The sequence below is a fragment of the Haloarcula sp. Atlit-47R genome (genome assembly GCF_003665985.1).
GTDB classification, from domain to species: Archaea; Halobacteriota; Halobacteria; order Halobacteriales; family Haloarculaceae; genus Haloarcula; species Haloarcula taiwanensis.
In genome coordinates this window covers 173,402-194,544 of sequence record NZ_QPLQ01000001.1, presented here as the reverse complement: position 1 = coordinate 194,544, position 21,143 = coordinate 173,402, and the positions used below count along the sequence as shown (strand labels likewise).

19 protein-coding genes are annotated in these 21,143 nt (G+C 63.1%); 13 read left to right on the top strand and 6 right to left on the bottom strand.

The genetic code is table 11. The features are described from left to right. Nucleotides 1-31: 31 nt before the first annotated feature. Complete coding sequence (locus DVK00_RS01005; RefSeq protein ID WP_101350532.1) at nucleotides 32-1,030, bottom strand: phosphate uptake regulator PhoU; 999 nt, start codon at nucleotides 1,028-1,030, stop codon at nucleotides 32-34. 308 nt (nucleotides 1,031-1,338) lie between these two features. Here DVK00_RS01005 and DVK00_RS01000 point away from each other — a divergent pair, with 308 nt between their 5' ends. The 4 genes from DVK00_RS01000 to pstB all read left to right on the top strand — a co-directional run bounded on the left by DVK00_RS01000 (nucleotide 1,339) and on the right by pstB (nucleotide 5,983). Further along, a complete protein-coding gene (locus DVK00_RS01000; RefSeq protein WP_101350531.1) occupies nucleotides 1,339-2,367 on the top strand; it encodes a phosphate ABC transporter substrate-binding protein PstS family protein in 1,029 nt (342 codons plus the stop codon). Between the two features lie 83 nt (nucleotides 2,368-2,450). Continuing rightward, the gene (pstC, locus tag DVK00_RS00995; RefSeq protein WP_101350530.1) at nucleotides 2,451-3,461 is read left to right on the top strand and encodes a phosphate ABC transporter permease subunit PstC; all 1,011 of its coding nucleotides are present in this window, start codon (nucleotides 2,451-2,453) and stop codon (nucleotides 3,459-3,461) included. Next, complete coding sequence (gene pstA / locus DVK00_RS00990; protein ID WP_121577108.1) at nucleotides 3,462-5,105, top strand: phosphate ABC transporter permease PstA; 1,644 nt, start codon at nucleotides 3,462-3,464, stop codon at nucleotides 5,103-5,105. Next, entirely contained in the window at nucleotides 5,105-5,983 is an 879-nt protein-coding gene (gene pstB, locus DVK00_RS00985) for a phosphate ABC transporter ATP-binding protein PstB (RefSeq protein ID WP_101350528.1), read from the top strand. The genes pstA and pstB overlap by 1 nt, the downstream gene beginning before the upstream one ends. Nucleotides 5,984-6,017: 34 nt before the next feature. On the opposite strand, the gene DVK00_RS00980 is transcribed toward pstB, so the two are convergent. Further along, the gene (locus DVK00_RS00980) at nucleotides 6,018-6,863 is read right to left on the bottom strand and encodes a TatD family hydrolase (protein ID WP_121513292.1); all 846 of its coding nucleotides are present in this window, start codon (nucleotides 6,861-6,863) and stop codon (nucleotides 6,018-6,020) included. 53 nt (nucleotides 6,864-6,916) lie between these two features. Next, entirely contained in the window at nucleotides 6,917-7,363 is a 447-nt protein-coding gene (locus DVK00_RS00975; RefSeq protein ID WP_101350526.1) for an NYN domain-containing protein, read from the bottom strand. Nucleotides 7,364-7,527: 164 nt separating this feature from the next. Here DVK00_RS00975 and DVK00_RS00970 point away from each other — a divergent pair, with 164 nt between their 5' ends. From DVK00_RS00970 to DVK00_RS00945, 6 genes are all read left to right on the top strand, one after another. Further along, nucleotides 7,528-9,324 carry a PAS domain-containing sensor histidine kinase gene (locus DVK00_RS00970; protein WP_121577107.1) on the top strand — a complete coding sequence of 599 codons (1,797 nt, stop codon included), beginning with the start codon at nucleotides 7,528-7,530 and terminating at the stop codon, nucleotides 9,322-9,324. Between the two features lie 143 nt (nucleotides 9,325-9,467). Next, on the top strand, nucleotides 9,468-10,559 hold the full coding sequence (gene gcvT / locus DVK00_RS00965; RefSeq protein ID WP_121535117.1) for a glycine cleavage system aminomethyltransferase GcvT: 1,092 nt from the start codon (nucleotides 9,468-9,470) through the stop codon (nucleotides 10,557-10,559). Next, nucleotides 10,556-10,939 carry a glycine cleavage system protein GcvH gene (gcvH, locus tag DVK00_RS00960; RefSeq protein ID WP_121577106.1) on the top strand — a complete coding sequence of 128 codons (384 nt, stop codon included), beginning with the start codon at nucleotides 10,556-10,558 and terminating at the stop codon, nucleotides 10,937-10,939. Before gcvT ends, gcvH begins: the two co-directional genes overlap by 4 nt. Before the next feature lie 105 nt (nucleotides 10,940-11,044). Then, the gene (gcvPA, locus tag DVK00_RS00955) at nucleotides 11,045-12,388 is read left to right on the top strand and encodes an aminomethyl-transferring glycine dehydrogenase subunit GcvPA (RefSeq protein WP_101350522.1); all 1,344 of its coding nucleotides are present in this window, start codon (nucleotides 11,045-11,047) and stop codon (nucleotides 12,386-12,388) included. An 82-nt stretch (nucleotides 12,389-12,470) separates the two neighbouring features. Beyond that, nucleotides 12,471-13,892, top strand: a complete 1,422-nt coding sequence (gcvPB, locus tag DVK00_RS00950; RefSeq protein WP_101350521.1) for an aminomethyl-transferring glycine dehydrogenase subunit GcvPB — start codon at nucleotides 12,471-12,473, stop codon at nucleotides 13,890-13,892. A 76-nt stretch (nucleotides 13,893-13,968) separates the two neighbouring features. Then, complete coding sequence (locus DVK00_RS00945; RefSeq protein WP_121535115.1) at nucleotides 13,969-17,856, top strand: PAS domain S-box protein; 3,888 nt, start codon at nucleotides 13,969-13,971, stop codon at nucleotides 17,854-17,856. On the opposite strand, the gene DVK00_RS00940 is transcribed toward DVK00_RS00945, so the two are convergent. From DVK00_RS00940 to DVK00_RS21540, 3 genes are all read right to left on the bottom strand, one after another. After that, nucleotides 17,853-18,221 carry a response regulator gene (locus DVK00_RS00940; protein ID WP_101350519.1) on the bottom strand — a complete coding sequence of 123 codons (369 nt, stop codon included), beginning with the start codon at nucleotides 18,219-18,221 and terminating at the stop codon, nucleotides 17,853-17,855. The two genes, DVK00_RS00945 and DVK00_RS00940, sit on opposite strands and share 4 nt — an antisense overlap. 38 nt (nucleotides 18,222-18,259) lie before the next feature. Continuing rightward, nucleotides 18,260-18,463: a hypothetical protein gene (locus DVK00_RS00935; RefSeq protein ID WP_101350518.1), complete on the bottom strand. Its 204-nt coding sequence runs from the start codon at nucleotides 18,461-18,463 to the stop codon at nucleotides 18,260-18,262. 68 nt (nucleotides 18,464-18,531) lie between these two features. Further along, complete coding sequence (locus DVK00_RS21540) at nucleotides 18,532-18,702, bottom strand: hypothetical protein (RefSeq protein ID WP_167768497.1); 171 nt, start codon at nucleotides 18,700-18,702, stop codon at nucleotides 18,532-18,534. Nucleotides 18,703-18,793: 91 nt separating this feature from the next. Here DVK00_RS21540 and msrA point away from each other — a divergent pair, with 91 nt between their 5' ends. From msrA to mvaD, 3 genes are all read left to right on the top strand, one after another. Beyond that, nucleotides 18,794-19,462: a peptide-methionine (S)-S-oxide reductase MsrA gene (msrA, locus tag DVK00_RS00930; protein ID WP_121535114.1), complete on the top strand. Its 669-nt coding sequence runs from the start codon at nucleotides 18,794-18,796 to the stop codon at nucleotides 19,460-19,462. 100 nt (nucleotides 19,463-19,562) lie between these two features. After that, a complete protein-coding gene (locus tag DVK00_RS00925) occupies nucleotides 19,563-20,099 on the top strand; it encodes a cob(I)yrinic acid a,c-diamide adenosyltransferase (RefSeq protein ID WP_053968960.1) in 537 nt (178 codons plus the stop codon). A 69-nt stretch (nucleotides 20,100-20,168) separates the two neighbouring features. Beyond that, on the top strand, nucleotides 20,169-21,143 hold the full coding sequence (mvaD, locus tag DVK00_RS00920) for a phosphomevalonate decarboxylase MvaD (RefSeq protein ID WP_121577105.1): 975 nt from the start codon (nucleotides 20,169-20,171) through the stop codon (nucleotides 21,141-21,143).

The following is a 21,143-nucleotide window of genomic DNA, read 5'->3' as shown; positions in this document are numbered from 1 at the left end:
TTTTTAGCTGGCCACAGGTTCGGAGCGACAGCTACGGCCGTGGCGCAGCCTTCTGGAGTGCGCTTTCGGCGATATTGCCACCGTAGTCTGCAGTCCGGGACAGCGAGTCAACCACGCGACCAAGTAGTTGTGCGCTCTGTGGATCTAGCTCCCTGACTTTTCCGTCGACCTCGCGGGCGGTTTCATCGACTTCGGGAATGCGGGACCGAGCCTCGTTTGCCAGCTCGACGGCCTCGTCGTTGTCGTCAGCTAACAGCGCATCCATCGCGGTTTCGGGGACCGCAATGGCTTCGGTCTCCAGCTGGTCGAGAAGGTCGGCGGTTTCGCCGGTGATTTCGTCAATCTCCTGTGAGAGGCCGGCGATCTTGGTCGCGTGGTCGGCGATGCGTTCGAGTTGCCGGGCGCTGGACTGGTAATCGAACACAGTCTCACGCGGGAAGCCGATCTCGTTAGCCGCTGTCGGGTTCCGGAGGACGGTTCGGAACACACGGGAGACCATGTACCAGAGCCGGTCTACGTCGTCGTCGCGTTGCATCACGTCTTCTGCGAGGTCGTTGTCGTCCTCTATGAGCGCCTCGACAGCATCGGAGAGCATCGTTAGCGACACGAGTCGCATACGTGTGATGGCGTTGAGAACAGAGAGTTCCGAGGAGTCAAGCAGGTCCTGCAGAACAACACGGGCAGCCGTTTCCTCGATCATCTCGAGGCCGACCAGTCCCTGGGTCGCATCGCGGATGATGCGTCGCTGCTCGGCCGTGATCCGAGCGGCTTCCAGTCGGATGATGTCGAAGCCGCTGACGTACATCGTCATCACTGCCCGCGTGAGTTCGTGCCTGTTTTCCAGGCCGGTCACGTCCAGCGCTCCCTCGACGTGGTCGTCGCCGTGCTGTGGCGAGACCAGTAGCAGGTCGTCTTCGGCGTAGAATTCGACGATACTGCCGCTCTCGACACCGTTCTCTGTCGCCCATTCCTTCGGTAATGAGACGGTATACGTGGACCCACCCGTCAACTGTACTTTGCGCGTCTCCATAGTACTACAAATACACGCCAGAGATTTATAAAATATGATTTGACTATATATTAGCCATCGGTGCTCTATCAGATGCTGCCATGGAATCACAACCCACTGTGAAAGCACTATTCCAAGTGGTCTGCCACCACCGGAGTATGTGATAGATTTCGCTCTGTATTAGGATTAAAACGGCTTCAGACGGCCGCTGAATCGGTTTAACGGCATAGCTTGGTAGTAGAACATAATAATATATAGCAGTATATAGCGTTTATATCTGGATATAGGGCTAATAGTAGGGTACTTATCCGCTCTTCATCTGGAACTGGATGATGACAGATTCACCGAGCGGTGGTTTCTCCCGCCGTCGTTTTCTGACGAGCTCCGGTGCAATCGGAGCGCTGGCACTGGCCGGCTGTACTGAACAGTCCTCTGATGGCAGTGACGGAAGCACCGGTAACAACGGTGGCAGCACCGACAGTAGCGGCAGCGGACAGCTGTCCGGTGAAATTACGATCACGGGGAGCAGCACGGTGTTCCCCCTCGCGACGGCCGTCGCAAACGAATTCCAGAAGCAACACGGCCAAGTCAACATCAGTCTCTCCTCTACGGGGTCCGGTGGCGGCTTCAGCAACCACTTCTGTGTCGGAAACGCCGAGTTCAACAACGCCTCACGGCCGATTTCTAGCGAAGAGAAGCAGCTCTGTGCCGATAACGACATTGAGTTCCACGAGATTCAGGTCGCCACCGACGCGGTGACCGTTATCGTCAACACGGAGAACGACTGGGTCGATTGCGTGACGCCGGAGCAGCTCAGACAGATGTGGCGCGCAGACGGTGCGTCGACCTGGGCGGACGTGAATTCGGACTGGCCCGATGAGCCGATCAACCGGTTCGGTGCCGCCGACACGTCCGGGACGTTCGATTACTTCAACGAGGCGATTCTCGGCGAGGAAGCGGACCACACCAGCAACTACGAAGCCACCGAACAGGATAACCTCATCCTGCAGGGCGTCCAGCAGGACCAGTACGCCATCGGCTACTTCGGTTTCGCCTACTACCAGAGTAACACGGACGCAGTCACGGCACTCAGCATTGACAACGGCGACGGCTGTGTCGAGCCTTCACTGGAGACAGCCAAGGCCGGCGACTACCAGCCCCTTTCTCGCCCCCTGTTCACCTATCCACAGAAGGGCGCGCTCGCCGAGGAGCACGTCGCCGAGTTCGCTCGGTATTTCATCGAACAGAGCGCCAACACTGAACTCGTCGCCGAGGACATCGGCTACGTCCCACGGACAGAGGAAGCGATGCAGGCGGAACTCGACGCCCTCAACGAAGTTATCGACGAGGTCCAGTAACGAGTCAGCTATATAGACAGTAGAGAACTACAGATACAATCACGCACTTTTCCCGAGATACATAGAATGAGCGAACAACACCGATGAGCAACGAAGGACAGACGCCAGACCTAGCAGGGGATCGAGGGTTCAGGTCGGTCCGTGAGTCGGCATACAAATACGCGCTGGCGGGCTGTGCCGTCCTATCCGTCCTGACGACGGTGAGTATCATCGGGGTGCTCGTCCTGGACGCCGCGGAGTTTTTCGCCGAGGTGCCAGTCCTCGCGTTCTTGACCGGAACGACGTTCAGCCCGAACCTCGAACCGGTCTCGTTCGGCGTGTTGCCCCTCGTTCTCGGGACGATTCTCATCACCATCGGCGCGGGCGCGCTCGCGCTCCCGACCGGCGTGTTGACCGCGATATACCTCAGTGAGTACGCGAGCGACCGCACGCGGTCGATACTCAAACCGATGCTCGAAGTGCTCGCCGGCGTCCCGACCGTCGTCTACGGCTACTTCGCTATCGTCTACGTCACGCCCGCGCTGAACGCCGCAATCACGTGGCTCAACGGCGCGTTCGGGACCGGCTTCGACGAGCTGGGGCTGTTCAACGGGCTCTCGGCTTCCATCGTCGTCGGCATCATGATTATCCCGATGGTCTCCTCTATCAGCGAGGACGCGATGAGTTCGGTCCCGGACTCACTGCGCCAGGCCGGCTACGGCCTCGGAGCGACGAAGTTCAATGTCTCACTGACTATCGTCGTGCCGGCGGCGGTTTCCGGTATCGCCTCGTCGTTCATCCTCGCTATCTCGCGGGCCATCGGCGAGACGATGGCTGTCGTACTGGCCGCGGGGTCGCAGCCGCCGGATATACCGCCCGTCCAGCAGGCCTTCGGCATCCCGTACGTGGCACCGGCTGACGTGATCGGGCTCTTTACCGAGAGCTCTGCGACAATGACCGTCGCGATGGTCAACATCGCACAGGGGGACATCTCCGGCGGGTCGACCGCGTACCAGTCACTGTTCGCTATCGGGCTCACGCTGTTCGTCATCACGCTGGCGATGAACGTCGTCAGCGACCTCGTGGCGAGTCGCTACCGGGAGGTTTACGAGTAAATGGCCACGACATCACCGACCGAGACCGAGTTCGGCGAGGTCAGCCGAATCAAAGGCATCGTCTTCAAGTACATCTCGTTTGCTGCCTCTATCGTCGGTATCCTCGCGCTCGGCGTGTTGCTCGCGTACGTGTTCTGGGACGCGCTGGGCCTAGAGAGCGCTGGCACCGGCTGGTACCTCGCGTACACGGGCACGCTGCTCGTCCCGCTGCTCGCGTTCTTCGCCTACGCCCGGACACGGCCCGCCGTCGTCGCGGGGACGTTCGAACTGTTCAGCATGACGCTGGCCGGCGTCCTGCTGACCGGCGCGGGCGTCATCATCCTCTCGATTATCGCCAGCCCCGGGGTGTGGTTCGCGTACTTCCTGACCGTCGTCGGGCCCATCGTCGGCCTGTACGTCTACGGCCAGTACGACCGCGAGGCGACCTGGGTCGGCCTGGCGATGCTCGGGGTGGTACTGCTCGGCCCGGTCGTCGGGACGCTCGGGCTGGGCCCGCTGACCGCGGTCGGCGCGTTGCTCGGCTCGCCCGGCATCTACTTCCTGTCGCTCGTGGTCCCCGCGGCCGCCGTCGCCGCGTACCTGTCGGCGGAACGGCTGGATTTCTCCCGGCGGCGGAGCCTGGGCATCGGCGTCGGCCTCCCGGTGCTGGCCATCGCCGCCGTCCCGCTGGTCGACACCGTGCCGGCCATCTCGCGGTCGGTCTGGCTCATCGGGCTCGTGTTGCTCGGCCTCCCGGCCGGGTTCGCGGTCGCGAACACGGCCCGAACCCGCGAGCGGTGGCCGGCGTTTGCCTTCCCCGCAATCGTCGCTCTCGGGTTCCTCGCGGGCGAGGCCGTCGTCACCGCCATCGGCGCGACGCCGCCGACCCCGTGGCTCGACTGGCAGTACGTCACCAGCGGCCCGTCCCAGACCGCGGCGGAGGCGGGACTGTACCCCGCCATCATCGGCTCGATATTCCTCATCGTGCTGGTGAGCGTGTTCACCTTCGTCTTCGGCGTCGGCGCGGCCATCTACCTCGAAGAGTACGCGCCGGGCAGCGGCCCGCTGGCCGCCGTCACGCGGATTATCAAGGTGAACATCTCGAACCTCGCCGGCGTTCCCTCAGTCGTGTACGGCCTGCTGGGGCTGGGCATCTTCGTCAACATCGAGTCCCAGCTCGGCCCGTTCACCTACGCCGGCTTCGGCGTCGGGACGGTGCTGACCGCCGCGATGACCCTGTCCCTGCTCATCCTGCCCATCGTCATCATCTCCGCGCAGGAGGCGATTCGGTCCGTGCCGGACTCGCTGCGGCAGGCGTCCTACGGGATGGGCGCGACCCGGTGGCAGACGATTCGGAACGTCGTCCTGCCGCGCTCGCTGCCGGGCATCCTCACCGGGACGATTCTCGCGCTCGGGCGGGCTATCGGCGAGACCGCACCGCTTATTATGGTCGGCGCAGCGACGACGAAGTTCTCCCCGCCGAGCGGGCTGTTCGGCAAGCTCACCGCGATGCCGATGCAGATTTTCGCCTGGGCGTTCGAACCGAGCGACGAATTCCGGTACGGCGTCGTCGCGGCCGGCGTTGTGACGCTGCTCATCGTCATGCTGACGATGAACTCAGTTGCGATTCTCGTACGGAACAAATATCAACAGGAGGCAAACTAATGACTTCACAGGACATGGCCAGCGACACCGACGTTGAGACCGACGACGACTCCCTCGTGACGACAGACCCCGGCAAAGGCGGTCTGGACGAGAACGCCGACCGCGGCTCGGTCGGGCAAAGCGGGGCGGGGACCGTCATTGAGTCCCGCAGTCTCGACGTGTTCTACGGCGAGACCCAGGCGCTCCAGGACATCGACCTGGCCATTCCGGAGAACCAGGTGACGGCGATGATCGGCCCCTCGGGCTGTGGCAAATCGACGTTCCTGCGGTGTATCAACCGCATGAACGACCTCATCGACATCGCCCGCATCGATGGGGAGCTCATGTTCAAGGGGAAAAACGTCTACGACACTGACGTGGATCCGGTGGCTCTCCGACGCCGAATCGGAATGGTGTTCCAGCACCCGAACCCGTTCCCGAAGAGCATCTACGACAACGTCGCCTACGGCCTCCGCATTCAGGACAAGACCGATAACATAGACGAGGTGGTAGAGCAGTCTTTGAAGAAAGCGGCGCTGTGGGACGAGGTCAAAGACCGGCTCGACGAGTCGGCCCTCGATCTCTCTGGCGGGCAACAGCAGCGACTGTGCATCGCCCGCGCCATCGCCGTCGACCCCGAGGTCATCCTGATGGACGAACCGGCCTCGGCGCTTGACCCCATCGCCACCTCACAGATAGAGGACCTCATCGAGGAACTGGCCGAGGAGTACACTGTCGTCATCGTGACTCACAACATGCAGCAGGCGGCCCGCATCTCCGATAAGACGGCCGTCTTCCTCACCGGCGGCGAACTCGTCGAGTTCGACGACACGGACAAGATATTCGAGAACCCCGACAGCCAGCGCGTCGAGGACTACATCACTGGGAAGTTCGGATAGCCGTCGCCTGCGGACCGGCCGTTTTCGTCGCCTCTTACTGTTCTAGCGTCGCTTCGGTGTCAATACCGTACACCGCCTTCGGTGTCTCGACGTGTGCCGTTCTGACCGCGTCCTCGTGTCCCTCTTCGAGTAGCCAGCGGACGCGCCGTGGGACGGTTTTCGGTCCAAGTACCGCACCGGGGCGGTCCGGGTCGTCGATGTAGTCGGTCTCCATCAGGAACGGCTCGTCTGTCTCGACGGCGATTTCCAGTTCGTCCTTGTCGGCCAGCACCGACTTGACCGGCCCCTGGAGCCGGCCCCCGGAGTAGTGTTTGACGACCTGCGTGCGGTCGAGGCCGCGTTCTTCGGCCCAGCGGGCGACTTCTTCGAAGTCTTCGCCGCCCTCGGTGTGAAGCTGTATCGCACAGCCCACGTCGGCGGCGCGCTCGAACCCGTGACACATGACTTCGTTCGAGGCTTCCCAGACGGCGTCGTCCACGTCGTAGTGCGGGCGTCCGGATTTCATCGCGAGTGCGTCACCGGTATCGACATACTCCGCCGCCACGTCGAGGCCGGTCTGCATGATGTCCCGCGCTTCCGATGGCGTGTGGCCGTCGTCGACGAGCTTCGAAACCAGCGCCGGGTGAACACCGAGGACGGGCCAAGTCCGGCCGTCGAGTACGTCCGACGCGTCGGCGGCCGCTTCGACAGTCAGGTCGAACACTTCCCGGAAGGTGGCCTCGTCGGTGGCCATCTCGACTAAATGCCAGGACGGCTTGTTGAGCACCAGCAGGTGTGTGCCGCCCTGTGCTGCGAACTCCTCGGCTGCCGCAACGTTCCGTCCGTTGACCGGGTCGAGATGCAGGTGGTTGTCCAGTATCGGCGTGTTGTCGATATTCATACGTGCTCACTAGCACTGGCGGAAAAAACAGTTGGCGTCATGAGATTCGAACCTTAGAGCGTTACTGCGTCCTCAGCCGCGTTGCGTAACGCATCAGAGCGGCCATACTCTCCCGGCGCGATGGCGACCGTTCGGACTCCTTCTCGTGCAGCCACTTCCAGCGCCGGCTTGAAATCCGTATCCCGCGAGGCAACGGCCAGTACGTCGATTTGTCCAGCAACGGCGGCGTCTGTCGCGTCAACAGCCAGCCGGACATCGACGTCACCGCTGGTGGTTCGAACCTCGAAGCCGCGGGCCTCGGCGGCCTGAATAAGCCCCGGCGAGGCGTTCTGGTCGACGTAGAGACGAGTGACCGCCAGCGGACCGTATTCGGCTGCGATATCCCGGACCGCATCTAGATCGACATCGAACTCGGACCTGAGCACGTTCGGGCCGTCGACGAACAGTCCGACGCGCTGTCGCGAATCTTTCTCCTCGAATATCCGACGGAGCAGCTCCATACGCCTCTTTCCCTGCCCGGTCTGCTTATGCGTGCCGCTTCGGTCGGTAAACTCTTTCTCGCTATATAGAATAATACGACACAAAGTTTAGTATGATACCCTCCTCACACTATGTACGCATTTCCGTCCGGAGTCGGCCAGCAACAATGCGTGGACATTGACATATGAGTGAAGAACGCCTTCACGACCAAGACGTACTAAACGGGCTCTGTGAGATTATTTCTGATCCGGCTATTGTTCTAGACGCCGACGGCGCCTTTGTCGATGTTATCCACAACGCCCACAACGGGGCATTGTTTTTCAAAGATCCAGAGGCACTACTTGGAGCAGATCTCTGGGATATTTTCTCTACAGCACAGGCAGACCAGTTCTACGCGATTATAGAGGATGCTTTACAAAGTGGTGAACAGCAGGATATCGAGTACCAGTTATCGCTCGATCACGGAGAGCGATACTTCGAGGCTCGTGTCACGCCGGTCGGCGGTGATAACATGGAGCGCGTGCTATGGCTGGCGGAGGATATCACACAGCGTAAACAGCGGCAAAAAAAGCAGGCCCTCATCGAACGGGTGTTCGAGGTCAGTCCGGTCGGCATCGTCGTCGTAGAACGGTCTGGCAAAATTTCGCTAGCTAACGAGCGCGCCGAGGAACTGCTCGGTCTCGAACGCGAGAAGATCACTCAGAGACGATACACCCAACCGGAGTGGAATATTTACTACGAAGACCGGACGCCAATCCCCAACTCAGAGCACCCGGTTACGCAGGTACTCGAATCGGGCGAACCGGTGTTCGGGTTCGAGCACTGGATCGAACTCGCTGACGGCAGCGAGCGGTGGCTTTCGAGCAATGCCGCGCCGATACTGGGCGAGGATGGGACTGTCGAACGCGTCGTCGTTGGTCTGGACGACGCCACGGGATTGAAACAGCGCGAAGAACAACTGGAGTGGCTTGTCGGGACCGAAACGTTGGCCGACATTGGCGGGTGGGAACTCGATCTGGAGACGGGTACGATAGAGGGAACGACTGGAATGAAGCGCCTCTACGGAACGTCAGAGTACAATCCAACGCTTGAGGAGGCTATCGAGCAGTACCATCCCGACGATAGAGCGGCCGTTCGCGACGCCATCGAGGCCTGTTGTGAGACCGGCGAACCGATGGAACTAGAGGCACGCCGCCAGACCGCGTCCGAAACCGAGCGCTGGTTCCGACTTCGGGCCGAAAAAACGGTCCGGAACGGGACGCCGAAACTGCGAGGCATCGTTCGCGACATCACACAAGACAAAGAGCGAGAGCAGCGGCTCATGGTCATGAGCCGGATTCTCCGGCACAACATCCGGAACAAGCTGACCGTGATACGGGGTAATTCGAGACTTCTCAAGGAAGAACTCGATTCGCCTGGTTTCACTGTTGACGCTGCTAGCGGACACATCGAAAGAATCGAAAACGCCTCCGAAGAGCTTGACTCGCTGGCTGAGCGCGTACGGACGTTCGACCGGGCTATTGAGCGTGACCTCCGGAGTGGGACATTTCACCTCCAGCAGGCGCTCACTGCTGTCCAGAGCGACCTCACAGAACAATATTCCGAGGTGACTATTAAGGTAGCGCCGACTGACGCGGAGGTATCAGGCGACAGGATGGCTCTCGACCTGATACTGGAGATTCTCGTCGAGAACGTGCTGGAATACAGCGACCTGACCGACCCGACAATTGAGCTTACCGCTGAGGAGACACCGTCGGGACAGGTGACAGTTGAGGTCGACACCGATGGCTCCGCAATCCCCGATATGGAACGCGACGTTCTGACTTCGGAGACTGAGGGGCCAGTGGCACACAGCCGTGGGCTCGGACTATGGGCAGTCATGTGGCTTGTCCGACGACTCGGTGGGTCCGTGACGATGGACGAAGATCACGGCGACGGAACCCGAGTTGAACTCGTGTTCCCGCAAGCACGAAACGAGTAACGAAGACGCTGCTTGTTTTCTCTCTCTCAATTCGCCGTGTGCCTGCCACGATTGCCGATTTGATATCGTCGTATGTGATTTATCAGTGGGCCGAGGGCGGTGAGGGCCAAACGGTAAGACCACGCGGTTCGAGAGGTTCGCGTATGACACTGCGGGCACCACCGCTTTCTGCGGTTCACCAGCGAGCCGACGCTTCGTTCACCGATTTCGGCGGGTGGGAGATGCCGGTCGAGTTCGAGTCGATTCGCACGGAACACGAGGCAGTTCGGAGCGAGGTTGGGAAGTTCGACGTTTCGCACATGGGACAGATAACCGTGGCCGGGCCGGACGCGGCAACGCTGACACAGCGGCTGACCACCAACGACGTGACCGTGCTGGACCCGGGTGAGGCCCAGTACGGAGCCATCACAGACGAGGATGGGATCATGCTGGACGACACCGTCGTCTACCGGCTGCCGGAAGGCGCGGCCGATGAGTTCCTGTTCATCCCGAACGCCGGTCACGACGGGGAGATGACCGAGCGGTGGCTCTCCGAGCGGGACGAACGGGGGCTTGACGCGACAGTGACGAACCGGACCGAGGAGTACGCGATGATCGCCGTTCAGGGGCCTGACGCGCCGGACCTGCTGTCGGCCGAGACAGAGGTTTCGCTCGCTGGCCTGTCGCGGTTCGAGGTGACTGACGGGCCTGTCGCTGGCGTTGACTCTCTGATTGCCCGGACGGGATACACGGGCGAACCGGGCTTCGAAATCCTCTGTCCGCCAGACGATGCCGAAGCGGTCTGGGGCGCGCTTGAGTGCCAGCCCTGTGGGCTCGGCGCGCGCGACACCCTCCGCTTGGAAATGGGCTTTCTACTCTCCGGCCAGGAGTTCCATCCAGTTGACGAGCCTAGGACGCCCTACGAGGCCGGTATCGGTTGGACTGTCAAACTGGATACGGAGTTCGTCGGTCGGGACGCACTGGAGGGCGTCGCCGCTGACGGTCCCGAAGAGAAGCTCATCGGCATCGAACTCATTGACCGTGGTGTCCCGCGCCACGGGTACGACGTGACGACGCCTGACGGGGAGCCAATCGGCCACATCACCAGCGGGACGATGAGTCCGACGCTGGGAGCGCCGATTGCCCTCGCCTACGTCCCGGCGGCGTACGCCCAACCGGGCACATCCGTCCGCGTCGTCGTCCGCGGTGAACCGAAGAAAGCACGTACCAGGAGCACGCCATTCCTCGATAGATGAGCTTCGACGTTCCCGACGACCTGCGATATCTGGAGTCACACGAATGGGTACGCGTCGCCGGCGATACCGCAGAGGTCGGCATCACGGCGTTCGCACAGGACGAGCTCGGCGACGTGGTGTTCGTCGAGCTGCCCGAGGAAGGGGCGGAGTTGACCGCCGGCGAGGACTTCGGCGTCGTGGAGTCCATCAAGGCCGTGTCGGACGTGTACGCCCCCGTCTCTGGCACCGTCACAGCAGTTAACGACCGACTCCGCGACGAGCCGGAACTGCTGAACGAGGACCCGTTCGGTGACGGCTGGATGCTCAAGGTCGAAGTGGCCGACGAGAGCGAAGTCGACGACTTGCTCTCACCCGACGCGTACCGCGACCAGATTGAGTAACCCGGTGGCAGTGGTCCCCTGCAGGGGTGAAAGGAGTAACCTAATGTGGACACGGTCGCTAGCTGTCGATATCATGTCACCCCGGCGCTACTGGGTGGTTCTCCAATGAGCGATAGTGATTCACACGCGACAGGCAGTCCGTACGCACCGCAAACGGCTGCAGAGACCGCGGCGATGCTCGACGCGGTCGGGGCCGACGACCTCGAATCGCTGTTCGACGTTCCCGAGTCCGTTGCTTTCGACGGCGAGTTCGGCATCAATGCCCGGAGCGAGCGGGCGACCCGCCGAGAAGTCGCCGGCCTCCTGAGCCGCAACGCCGACCTTACCGAGTTCCTTGGCCGCGGCCACTACGACCATTACGTCCCGAGCGTCGTCGACGACCTCGCAAGCCGGTCTGAGTTTTTGACCTCCTACACGCAGTATCAGCCCGAGGTCGCACAGGGGTTCCTGCAGGCCCTCTTCGAGTTCCAGTCGATACTGGTGGAACTCACGGGGCTGGGCGTTGCTAACTGCTCTATGTACGACGATGCGACGGCGCTGGGTGAGGCGGCGACGCTCTCCCAGCGCGTCCGCTCGGTGTCTGGCGACCGGATTCTGGTCCCTGAACACCTTCGGGAGAGCAAACGAGCCGTGCTGTCGAATTACGCCGATGGACCGGCTCTCACGATCGAGTCCTACCCGATGACCGACGGGGCCGTCGACGTACCGGCGCTGTCTGACCAACTCGGCGACGACACCGCGATGGTGTACGCCGAGTCGCCGACGGTCCGCGGCGTTATCGAGGAACGCCTCGGCGCAATTGGCGACCTGGCTCACGACCACGAGGCGCTGTTTTGCCTCGGCTCGGACCCGCTCGCGCTGTCCCTGCTTGAGCGCCCGGTCGATGTCGGGGCAGACGTGGTCGTCGGCGACGCCGCGTCGCTGGGGACCGGGACCGCCTACGGCTTTGGACTGGGGATGTTTGTCACCCGCGAGGAGTACCTGCGGCAGGTCCCCGGTCGGCTGGTCGGGGCCAGCGAAGACGCCGCTGACCGCCGCGCGTACACGCTGACACTCCAGACACGAGAGCAGCACATCCGCAAGGAGCGAGCCACCTCCAACATCTGTACGAACCAGGCGTGGGTCGCGCTCCGAACCGCGATGCACGCCGCGTGGCTCGGCCCGGACGGGCTGGTCGACCTCGCCGAGGACTGTGTGACCCGCGCCCGTGACCTGGCCGACCGCCTCGACGACATCGTCGGCGTGAAAGCGCCGATTCACGGCCGCCATCACTTCCGGGAGTTCCTCGCACGTACGGACCAGCCCGCAAGCGCCATCGTTGCCGATCTCGCAGCAGAGGGCTTCGCGGTCCACGCGGTCGATGACCATCTGGTACAGGTGTGTACGACCGAGACCACTGCCGACGCCACAGACGAGTTCGTCGCGGCGTTCCGAGAGGTGGCGAAATGACACTCGCCGCACTGCGTTCGGCGACCCACCGTGGGACAAGCCACGCCCCACGAGCGTCACGCTCGACACGGGGGTGTCTCGCGTGAAATACGATCAAGCGCGCTGGACTGACGACAGCGAGGACCTGTACGAGCCGCTGCTCTCGGAGAAAGCGAACAAGACGGTCGCGGTCGAGGACTCGCCGCTACCCGATGACCTGACGCGAGACAGTCTCTCACTGCCGGACCCAGCCGAGCCCGAACTGGCCCGGCACTACACGCGCCTCTCGCAGATGAACTACGGCGTCGAGAGCGGGCCGTTCCCACTCGGTTCGTGTACGATGAAGTACAACCCCTCCTTTACAGAGGATGTCGCTGGACGAGCCGATGCTGCCATCCACCCGGACCGACCCGATTCGACGGTCCAGGGGACGCTGGCACTGTGTCATCGCCTGCAGGACTATCTCGGCCGCATCGGTGGCATGGACGCCGTGACGCTGCAGCCACCCGCCGGCGCGGCCGGCGAGTTCACCGGAATACAGATCGCAAAGGCGTACCACGAACACAACGACGACGAGCGCCCGGAGGTCGTCATCCCGGACTCGGCACACGGCACGAACTTCGCGACAGCGGCGATGGCCGGGTACGAGGTCGTCGAGCTCCCGAGCGGCGACGACGGTCGCGTCGACATCGAGGCACTGGAGGCGGCTGTCGGCGACGATACCGCCGCGCTGATGCTCACGAATCCCAACACGCTGGGGCTGTTCGAGCGCGACATCGAGCGCATCGCCGACATCGTCCACGACGCCGGTGGCCTGCTGTACTACGACGGCGCGAACCTCAACGCGCTGCTGGGGCGCGCTCGCCCCGGCGACATGGGCTTTGACGTGATGCACTACAACGTCCACAAGACGTTCGCGACGCCCCACGGCGGCGGTGGCCCCGGTGCTGGTCCGGTCGGCGTCCGCGAGGGACTGGCCCAGTTCCTCCCGAACCCACACGTCAGAGAGCGCGGCGGGAACTACGAACACTACGAGCCGTCGAACTCCGTCGGGAAGGTGCATGGCTTCTACGGCAACTGGCCGGTGCTGCTCAAGACCTTCGCGTACATCGCCAGACTGGGCGACGAAGGGCTCCGCGACGCCAGCGCGAAGGCTGTGTTGAACGCGAACTATCTCGCCGAGCAGATCGAGTACGACGTTCCGTTTGGCCCGTTCCACCACGAGTTCGTCGCCAGCGCGGGCGAGCAAGACGCTGCAGACGCGGCCAAGCGGATGCTCGATTACGGCGTCCACCCGCCGACGACGAAGTGGCCCGAAATCGTCGACGAGGCGCTGATGACCGAGCCCACGGAGAGCGAAACCAAGCGCTCGCTGGACCAGCTCGCGGCCGCGTTCAACGCTGTGGCCGGTGACTCGGACGCCGAACTGGCCGACGCACCGTCGCGTCCGACGGCGAAACGCATCGACCAGGCGACTGCGGCCCGGACCCCGCGGCTCTCCTGGCAGGCGCTTGACGACACGTAGCCGCTCGTTTCGACATTTGATACTCTCGCCCGAGCGTATATGCCACCCCGTTGTATAGCATTTACAACGGAACGCTATGTCCGATATGCCGCATTTGTTGTACGTAGGCTCTGCTGGCGATGACGCGGACACGGCCATGCCCGGCACGCCGGCTTCAGTCACGTCAGTCACCGGCGTGGCGGACGCACTGTCGGAGCTGGCCGAGCACGCCTACGACGCCGTCGTCTGTGAACAGCACCTGTCGGGAGGGGAAACTGGGCTGGAGGCACTGGCAGCGATACGTGAGCAGTACGACGCGCTCCCGGTCGTGCTCTGCACGGCCGAGCCGGACGGCTCGGTCGCCGCTCGCGCGACACGACTCGATGTGACCGAGTACGTCCCTCGCAGCGACGTGTCGCTGACGGACCGAGTGTACGACATCGTGACGCAGGGGCGCGAACCAGCGGGCCGCGGCAACGAGAGTCGCTCATCGGCTGCTCTCGATGACGGGCCGACCCGGCTCCCACCGGAACTCGCGGACTCCTTTGACGCCATCGCCGGCAGTATCTCCGACGCCGTCGTCACAATCGATGCCGACAGCGAAGTCGTGTACGCCAACGACGAGGCCGCTGAGCTAACTGGCTATGACCGCGAGACGCTGGTCGGTGACGATTTCGCGAAAGTGATTCCCGAACATCTGCGAAGCTCCCACTTCGACGGCGTGGACCGCTACCGCCGGACCGGCGACCGGAACGTCGACTGGGACTACCTCGAACTGCCGCTCGTAACCGCTGCCGGAGAACAGCTGACCGTTGCGGTGTCGTTCGGTGATTTCGAGCGAAACGGGCAGTGGTTCTGTACGGGCGTTCTCAGGGATATCTCTGACCGGAAAGAGCGCGAGCGGGCGCTCGAAGAGACGAACCGCCGCCTCGACCTGGCGCTGGACGGAACGGATACCGGCGTCTACGAGTGGAATCTGGGCACCGGCGAGATGGTCTGGGACGAAGCGACCGCGGAACTCTTCGGAACGACGCCAGCGGCCTTCGAAGGCACCGTCTCCGCGTTCTATGAGCGCGTCCATCCCGATGACCGGCAGTCGCTCGAAGCGGCGTTCGAGCGGGTGTCCGAGAGCGACGAGCGGGTCGACGCCGAGTTCCGTACCGATGTCGACGGAGAGACGCGATGGCTCCGGACGAGCGGCGTTATCGAGGACCGCGACGCACAGGCCCCACGCCTTGTCGCCATCGCCACGGATATCACGGAGCGTAAGGAGCGCGAACAGACGCTGCGTGCCAACAACGACTCGCTGCAGGAGCTGACACAGCTTGCAACCGGGAACGGACTCGACAAGGCCGAAACTGTCGGCCGAGTTATCGAAATCGGGCTGGACCGGCTCGACATGGCGTTTGGCTACCTGAGCCGTATCGAAGACGGGGTCCACGAAATCCAGCTGGTCACCGGGGACACCCCCCTCGAATCCGGGACACAGACGCCGCTTGAAGACACGTACTGCCAGCGAGTGCTCGAATCCGGCGACCTCTACGCAATTACCGATGCCACCACCGAGGATGGGCACGTGGGTGACGTGTATCGAAACAGCGGCGTCGCGTGCTACGCCGGTGGGCTCATCACAGTCGACGGTGAGCCCTACGGAACGCTCTGCTTCGGCGACGAACAGGCCCGGTCGGAGTCATTCTCCGACAGCGAGGAGGCGTTCATGAAACTGCTCGTCGAGTGGGTGAACCACGAACTCCAACGCCGCCACCGCGAGGACGAACTCGAACGGTACGAGAACATCATCGAGGCGGTCGACGACGGCGTGTACGCCCTCGACTCCGAGGGGTACTTCCAGTTCGTCAATCAGGCGATGACCGACCTCACGGGCTACTCCGAGTCTGAACTGCTTGGCTCGTACACCGGTTTCATCAAGAACGATGGCGTCGTCGAGCGGGCCGAATCCATCGTTCAGGAGATGATATTCGAGGACCGCGACGACGAGGAGACGTTCGAACTGGCGATTCAGCAGGCGTCGGGTGGGTCGTTTCCCGCGCAGGACCACATGACGCTGCTGTACGACGACGACGGACGGTTCGCCGGGACCGCGGGCGTCATCCGGGACATCACGGAGCAGAAACGGCGTGACGAGGCACTGTCCGGACTGCTTGATACGACCCGGTCGCTCATGCAGGCACAGACGCCGCAGGAGGTCGCCGAAACAGTCATCGAAGCGATCCAGTCGGACCTCGGGTTCGACCACGCGCTCGTACGGCTGTACGACGAGGCAACGGACACCCTCAGACCCGCCGCCGCCAGCGATAAGGTCCCGGAACGGCCGGTGTACGATGCCGACGAGGGGTTCCCCGGCGACGCGTTCCAGCGCGGCGACCCGCTGGTCATCGACGAGTTCGACCGGGTGGACAACTACGACTCCGACGCCCTGTCGGCAACGATGTACCTCCCGATGGGTGATCACGGGGCCGTGAGCATCGGCGCACAAGACGGGATGGAGCTGACCGACTCGGACATCTCCGTGGCAGAAATCCTTGCCTCCAACGCGGCCGCCGCGTTCGACCGCGTCGAGCGCGAGCGGAGCCTGTTGCGGTACGAGTCGGTCGTCGAGAACGTCCGCGACATGATGTACGTCCTCGACGACGAAGGCCGGGTCCAGCTGGTCACTGAACCGCTCGCGGAGTGGCTCGGCTACGAGCGGGCGACGCTTCTCGGCCAGCATCCGAGCGTGGTCCTCGAACAGGACGCTGTCGACGAGTTCGCCCGCCGCATCGCCGACCTCCGTCAGCGGGACGGGACCGGCGGTATCCAACTCGAAACGACCCTTGAGACGGCCGCCGGGGAGCGGCGGCCGGTCGAAATCGACGTGTCGCTGCTCGATGCGGAGCAGTTCCGTGGCACCGTCGGCGTCGTCCGTGACCTGACCGAACTCAAACAGGCGCGGGCGGAGCTGGAAGACGAACGCGACCGGTTCTCGTACCTGTTTAACACGCTTCCAGACGCCGTCATCGAGACGGAGACAGTTGCAGGCGACCCGGTCGTCAGGTCAGTCAACCCTGCCTTTTCCGACGTGTTCGGGTATGGTCAGGAGACAGCCGTCGACAGTCCTCTGTCCGACCTCCTCCGCCCACCGGACACCAGTCGCGATGAACTACCTCGGTTCGACGGCAAGCAGCCGAACGGCGACCCCTTCCAGACCGAACTCCGACTGATGACCGAGACGGGGTTCCGTGACTTCCTCTTCCGGGGCGTGCCGTACAGCCGGGACGGCGACAGCGTCCGTGGATTCGGAATCTACACTGATATCACCGACCAGCGGGAGCGCGAGCGTCGGTTGAAACTGCTCAACCGCGTCCTCCGGCACAACCTCCGGAACGACCTGACTGTCGTCCTTGGCATGGCTGATGCACTGGAAGACCGAATCGACGACGCCGAGCGCGCCGCCATTCTCGACAGACTCCAGCGAAAGGCCGAAGAGATGGCATCACTGAGCGAGCGGGCACGAGACATGGAGCGGTCCGTTCGCCGCGACCAGTTCGGCACGGACCCGGTCGACGTGTCCGCGGCTGTCACGGATATCGTCTCATCATATCGCGACACGCACGCCGGCAGAATCGAAACAGACCTTCCGGATACGTCGGTGACAGCGGGCGATGGACGGTTACATCGAATCCTGGGCGAACTCATCGAAAACAGCCTCGAACACTCCGGCGACGACCCGTCGGTCCGCATCGAGGTGACGACAGACCAGCGAACCGTCTCGATCACGGTCGCCGACGACGGTCCGGGAATTCCACAGCACGAACTCGATGTCGTGACCGGTGATGAGCCGATTACGCAACTGCGCCACGGAACTGGACTCGGCCTGTGGCTGGTCGTCTGGGTAGCCGAAACCTACGGCGGCACAGTGAACTTTGGTAGCGGTCCGGACGGTGGGGCGGTCGTCACGCTGGAACTGCCAAAGATAGACCGCTAGATGGTGTTTCGAATCCGGTCGGCGAGCACGCCGTACTGCTCCGTGCCCGTTCCTTTCTGGACCACGGCAGTGACGCCGTTTTCGGTGGCGGCATCTGCGACATCGTCGTGTTCGCGCGCCGTGAACAGCAGGAACGGAATGTCAACACCGTTTTCGCGGAGCGCGGCGCACAACTCGATTCCGTCGAGCCGGGGCATCTTGTAGTCACTGACGACGGCGTCGAAATCACCGTCAGTTGCCAGGTCCAGTGCCGCTTCCGGATCGGCCTCTGTCGTTATTTCGAACCCGTCTTCCTGTCCCAGAAACGTCCCGACAATCTCCAGAACGTCTACGTCTTCGTCTACCAGTAGAACCTCGATGCTCATCGGTTCTAGGTCCGTGGTTCCCCGGTAAAAACTCTCGGTCACCGCATCGCATCGAGACCGACGACGACCGACTTATCCACGGTCATCCACGTCGACAGCTTGGCGACGCCGGAGAGCCCCCGCGGTGACACGGTGCACCGGTCCGGTTCACTGGTGTACTCAACCACGGTCATCGACAGTTCGTGCGGGGCCTGCGGTCGCTCGGTGGCTGCGCTCCCTGCACCGTCCGGGTTGAGGCTCATCGGTAACAGATGCTTCTCGGTGACAGTGTAAAACGGCTGCTAAGAGGTCTCTATACCGCTCCGGAGAGCTATGCCGCCTGTCCGGTGTCGACTTCGCCGTCGATGCGGACGAACCCGTAGTCACACTCCGGGCAGTGCCACTTGACCTTGGTCCCCAGATGCATCGTCGTGCTCGCGACCTTCCAGAAATCGCGGTACTCTTCGCATTCAGGACAGTAGTGTTCGAGTTCGAGGCTCATACTGAGTTGTTTCCATGGGGGTACAGTTGAATTTCCCGGTTCCACACGGGGCGTCGAAGCAGGCAAACGGCTCGAAGCCCTGTCTCCAAGTATGACTCCGAGTGCGTACGAGCCAACCCATCCCACAGCACTGGCTGTCGATGCCGAGGCACCGGGGCCGGCGGCGACAGCATCAGCGACGTTCGGTATGGGCTGTTTCTGGGGCCCGGACGCCCGCTTCGGCGCGATGCCGGGGGTGGTCAGGACGCGAGTGGGCTACGCCGGTGGAACCGAGCCGGAGCCCAGCTACTACTCGCTGGGCGACCACACAGAGGTCGTGCAGGTCGAGTACGACCCGGAAACGGTGAGCTACGAGGCCCTGCTGAACGTGTTCTGGGCGAACCATGCGCCGTTCTCCGCGCCCCTGAAGCGCCAGTATCGCGGTGTGGTGTTAGCCCACGACGACCGGCAGCGCGAAACCGCAGCGCGGACGCGTGAGGAACTGGAATCGCAGACCGGGAAGTCCGTCGAGACGGCAATCGAAACCCTCGACCGGTTCTATCTGGCGGAGGGGTACCACCAGAAGTACGAACTCCGCTCGACGCCAGTGGTCGCCGACGAACTCGAAGAGACCTACGGCGATGCGTTCGTCGATTCGACGGTCGCCGCCCGGCTCAACGGCTTCGTCGCCGGCCACGGGGACGACGACGAACGTGAGGCGCTGTTTGCCCAGCTGGATATCTCTCCGGCTGCGCTCTCTGAGGTCCGCCGCCGGCTCTAAGCGCGGGGCTGAGAGCCCAGAGTCGGAACGTGGCTCGGGCGCCCGCGCTCCCCAATGATTCGCCCACGGCTATAAGACGCTGGCAGTGCCAGATTCAGCTATGACTATCTACACCGGTCGCGGCGATCAGGGCCAGACAGATCTCCGGAACATGGAGCGGGTATCGAAGGACAGCCGCCGTATCGAGGCGTACGGCACTGTCGACGAGGTGAACGCGCTGGTCGGTGTCGTCAGGCCGACCGGCCACGACGATATCGATGAAAAGCTCCGGGTCATCCAGAACCACCTCCACATCGTTCAGGCCGACTTCGCCAACCCCAGCCCAGAGGAGGACGACCCGCGGATACAGGAGTCCCACGTCGAGACGCTCGAAGATCTCATCGACGAGGCCGATTCGGAGCTGGACCCGCTCGAATCGTTCATCCTCCCCTCCGGGTCGGAGCCGGGGGCGAAGCTTCACCACGCCCGCGCGGTCTGTCGCCGTGCCGAGCGCCGTTGCGTCTCCTTTGCCGCCGAGGAGGCCGGCGTCAACGAGACGGCTATCATCTACCTGAACCGGCTCTCGGACGCCCTGTTCACGCTCGCCCGCCTCGTCAACAAGCGCGAGGGCATCCGCGAGGAGAACCCCGAGTACTGACGCCGTTTGCCGACCACGCCGGCGCCGGCGGTTCGCAATAGCAAAGTGACCGGCCCGGAAGGGTGAGATATGAAAGCGACCGCGAAGGCACATCCGATTCAGGGGCTGGTCAAGTACCACGGGATGCGCGACGAGGAACTGCGACTGCCGTACCACGACAGCATCTCCGTCTGTACCGCACCGAGCCACTCGAAGACGACGGCCGCCTTCGACCCGGACCGTGAGGAAGACGTGTACGTCATCGACGGCGAGGAGGTCACTGGCCGCGGAGCCGAACGTATCGACGCCGTCGTGGACCACGTCCGCGACCTCGCTGGCATCGACCACGGTGTCCGCTTCGAGTCGGCGAACAACTTCCCGACGAACATCGGGTTTGGCTCCTCCTCGTCGGGCTTTGCCGCCGCGGCGATGGCTCTCGTCGAGGCGGCAGGCCTCGAGATGACGCGGCCTGAGATTTCGACGGTCGCGCGCCGCGGGTCCTCGTCGGCCGCGCGTGCCGTGACCGGCGCGTTCTCGCACCTCCGGACCGGGATGAACGACAAAGACTGCCGGAGCGAGCGCATCGAGACGGACCTGGAAGACGACCTGCGGATCGTCGCCGGGATGGTCCCCTCCTACAAGGAAACCGAGGAAGCCCACAAGGAGGCTGCCGAGAGCCACATGTTCGAGTCGCGGATGGCCCACATCCACGGCCAGATTTCGGATATGCGCGACGCGCTGTACAACGGCGATTTCGACGCCGTCTTCGACCTCGCCGAGAAGGACTCGCTCTCGCTGGCCGCCGCGACGATGACCGGACCGGCCGGCTGGGTGTACTGGCAGCCCCGCACCATCGAGATATTCAACGCCGTCCGGGAACTCCGGAATGCCGAGGACGTGCCGGTGTACTTCTCCGTCGACACCGGCGCGAGCGTCTACATCAATACGACTGATGAGTATGTCGGCCGCGTCGAAGAGGCGGTCGCCGACTGTGGCGTCGACACCCGCGTCTGGGAGGTCGGCGGCCCCGCACAGATTCTCGACGAGGACGAGGCGCTGTTCTGA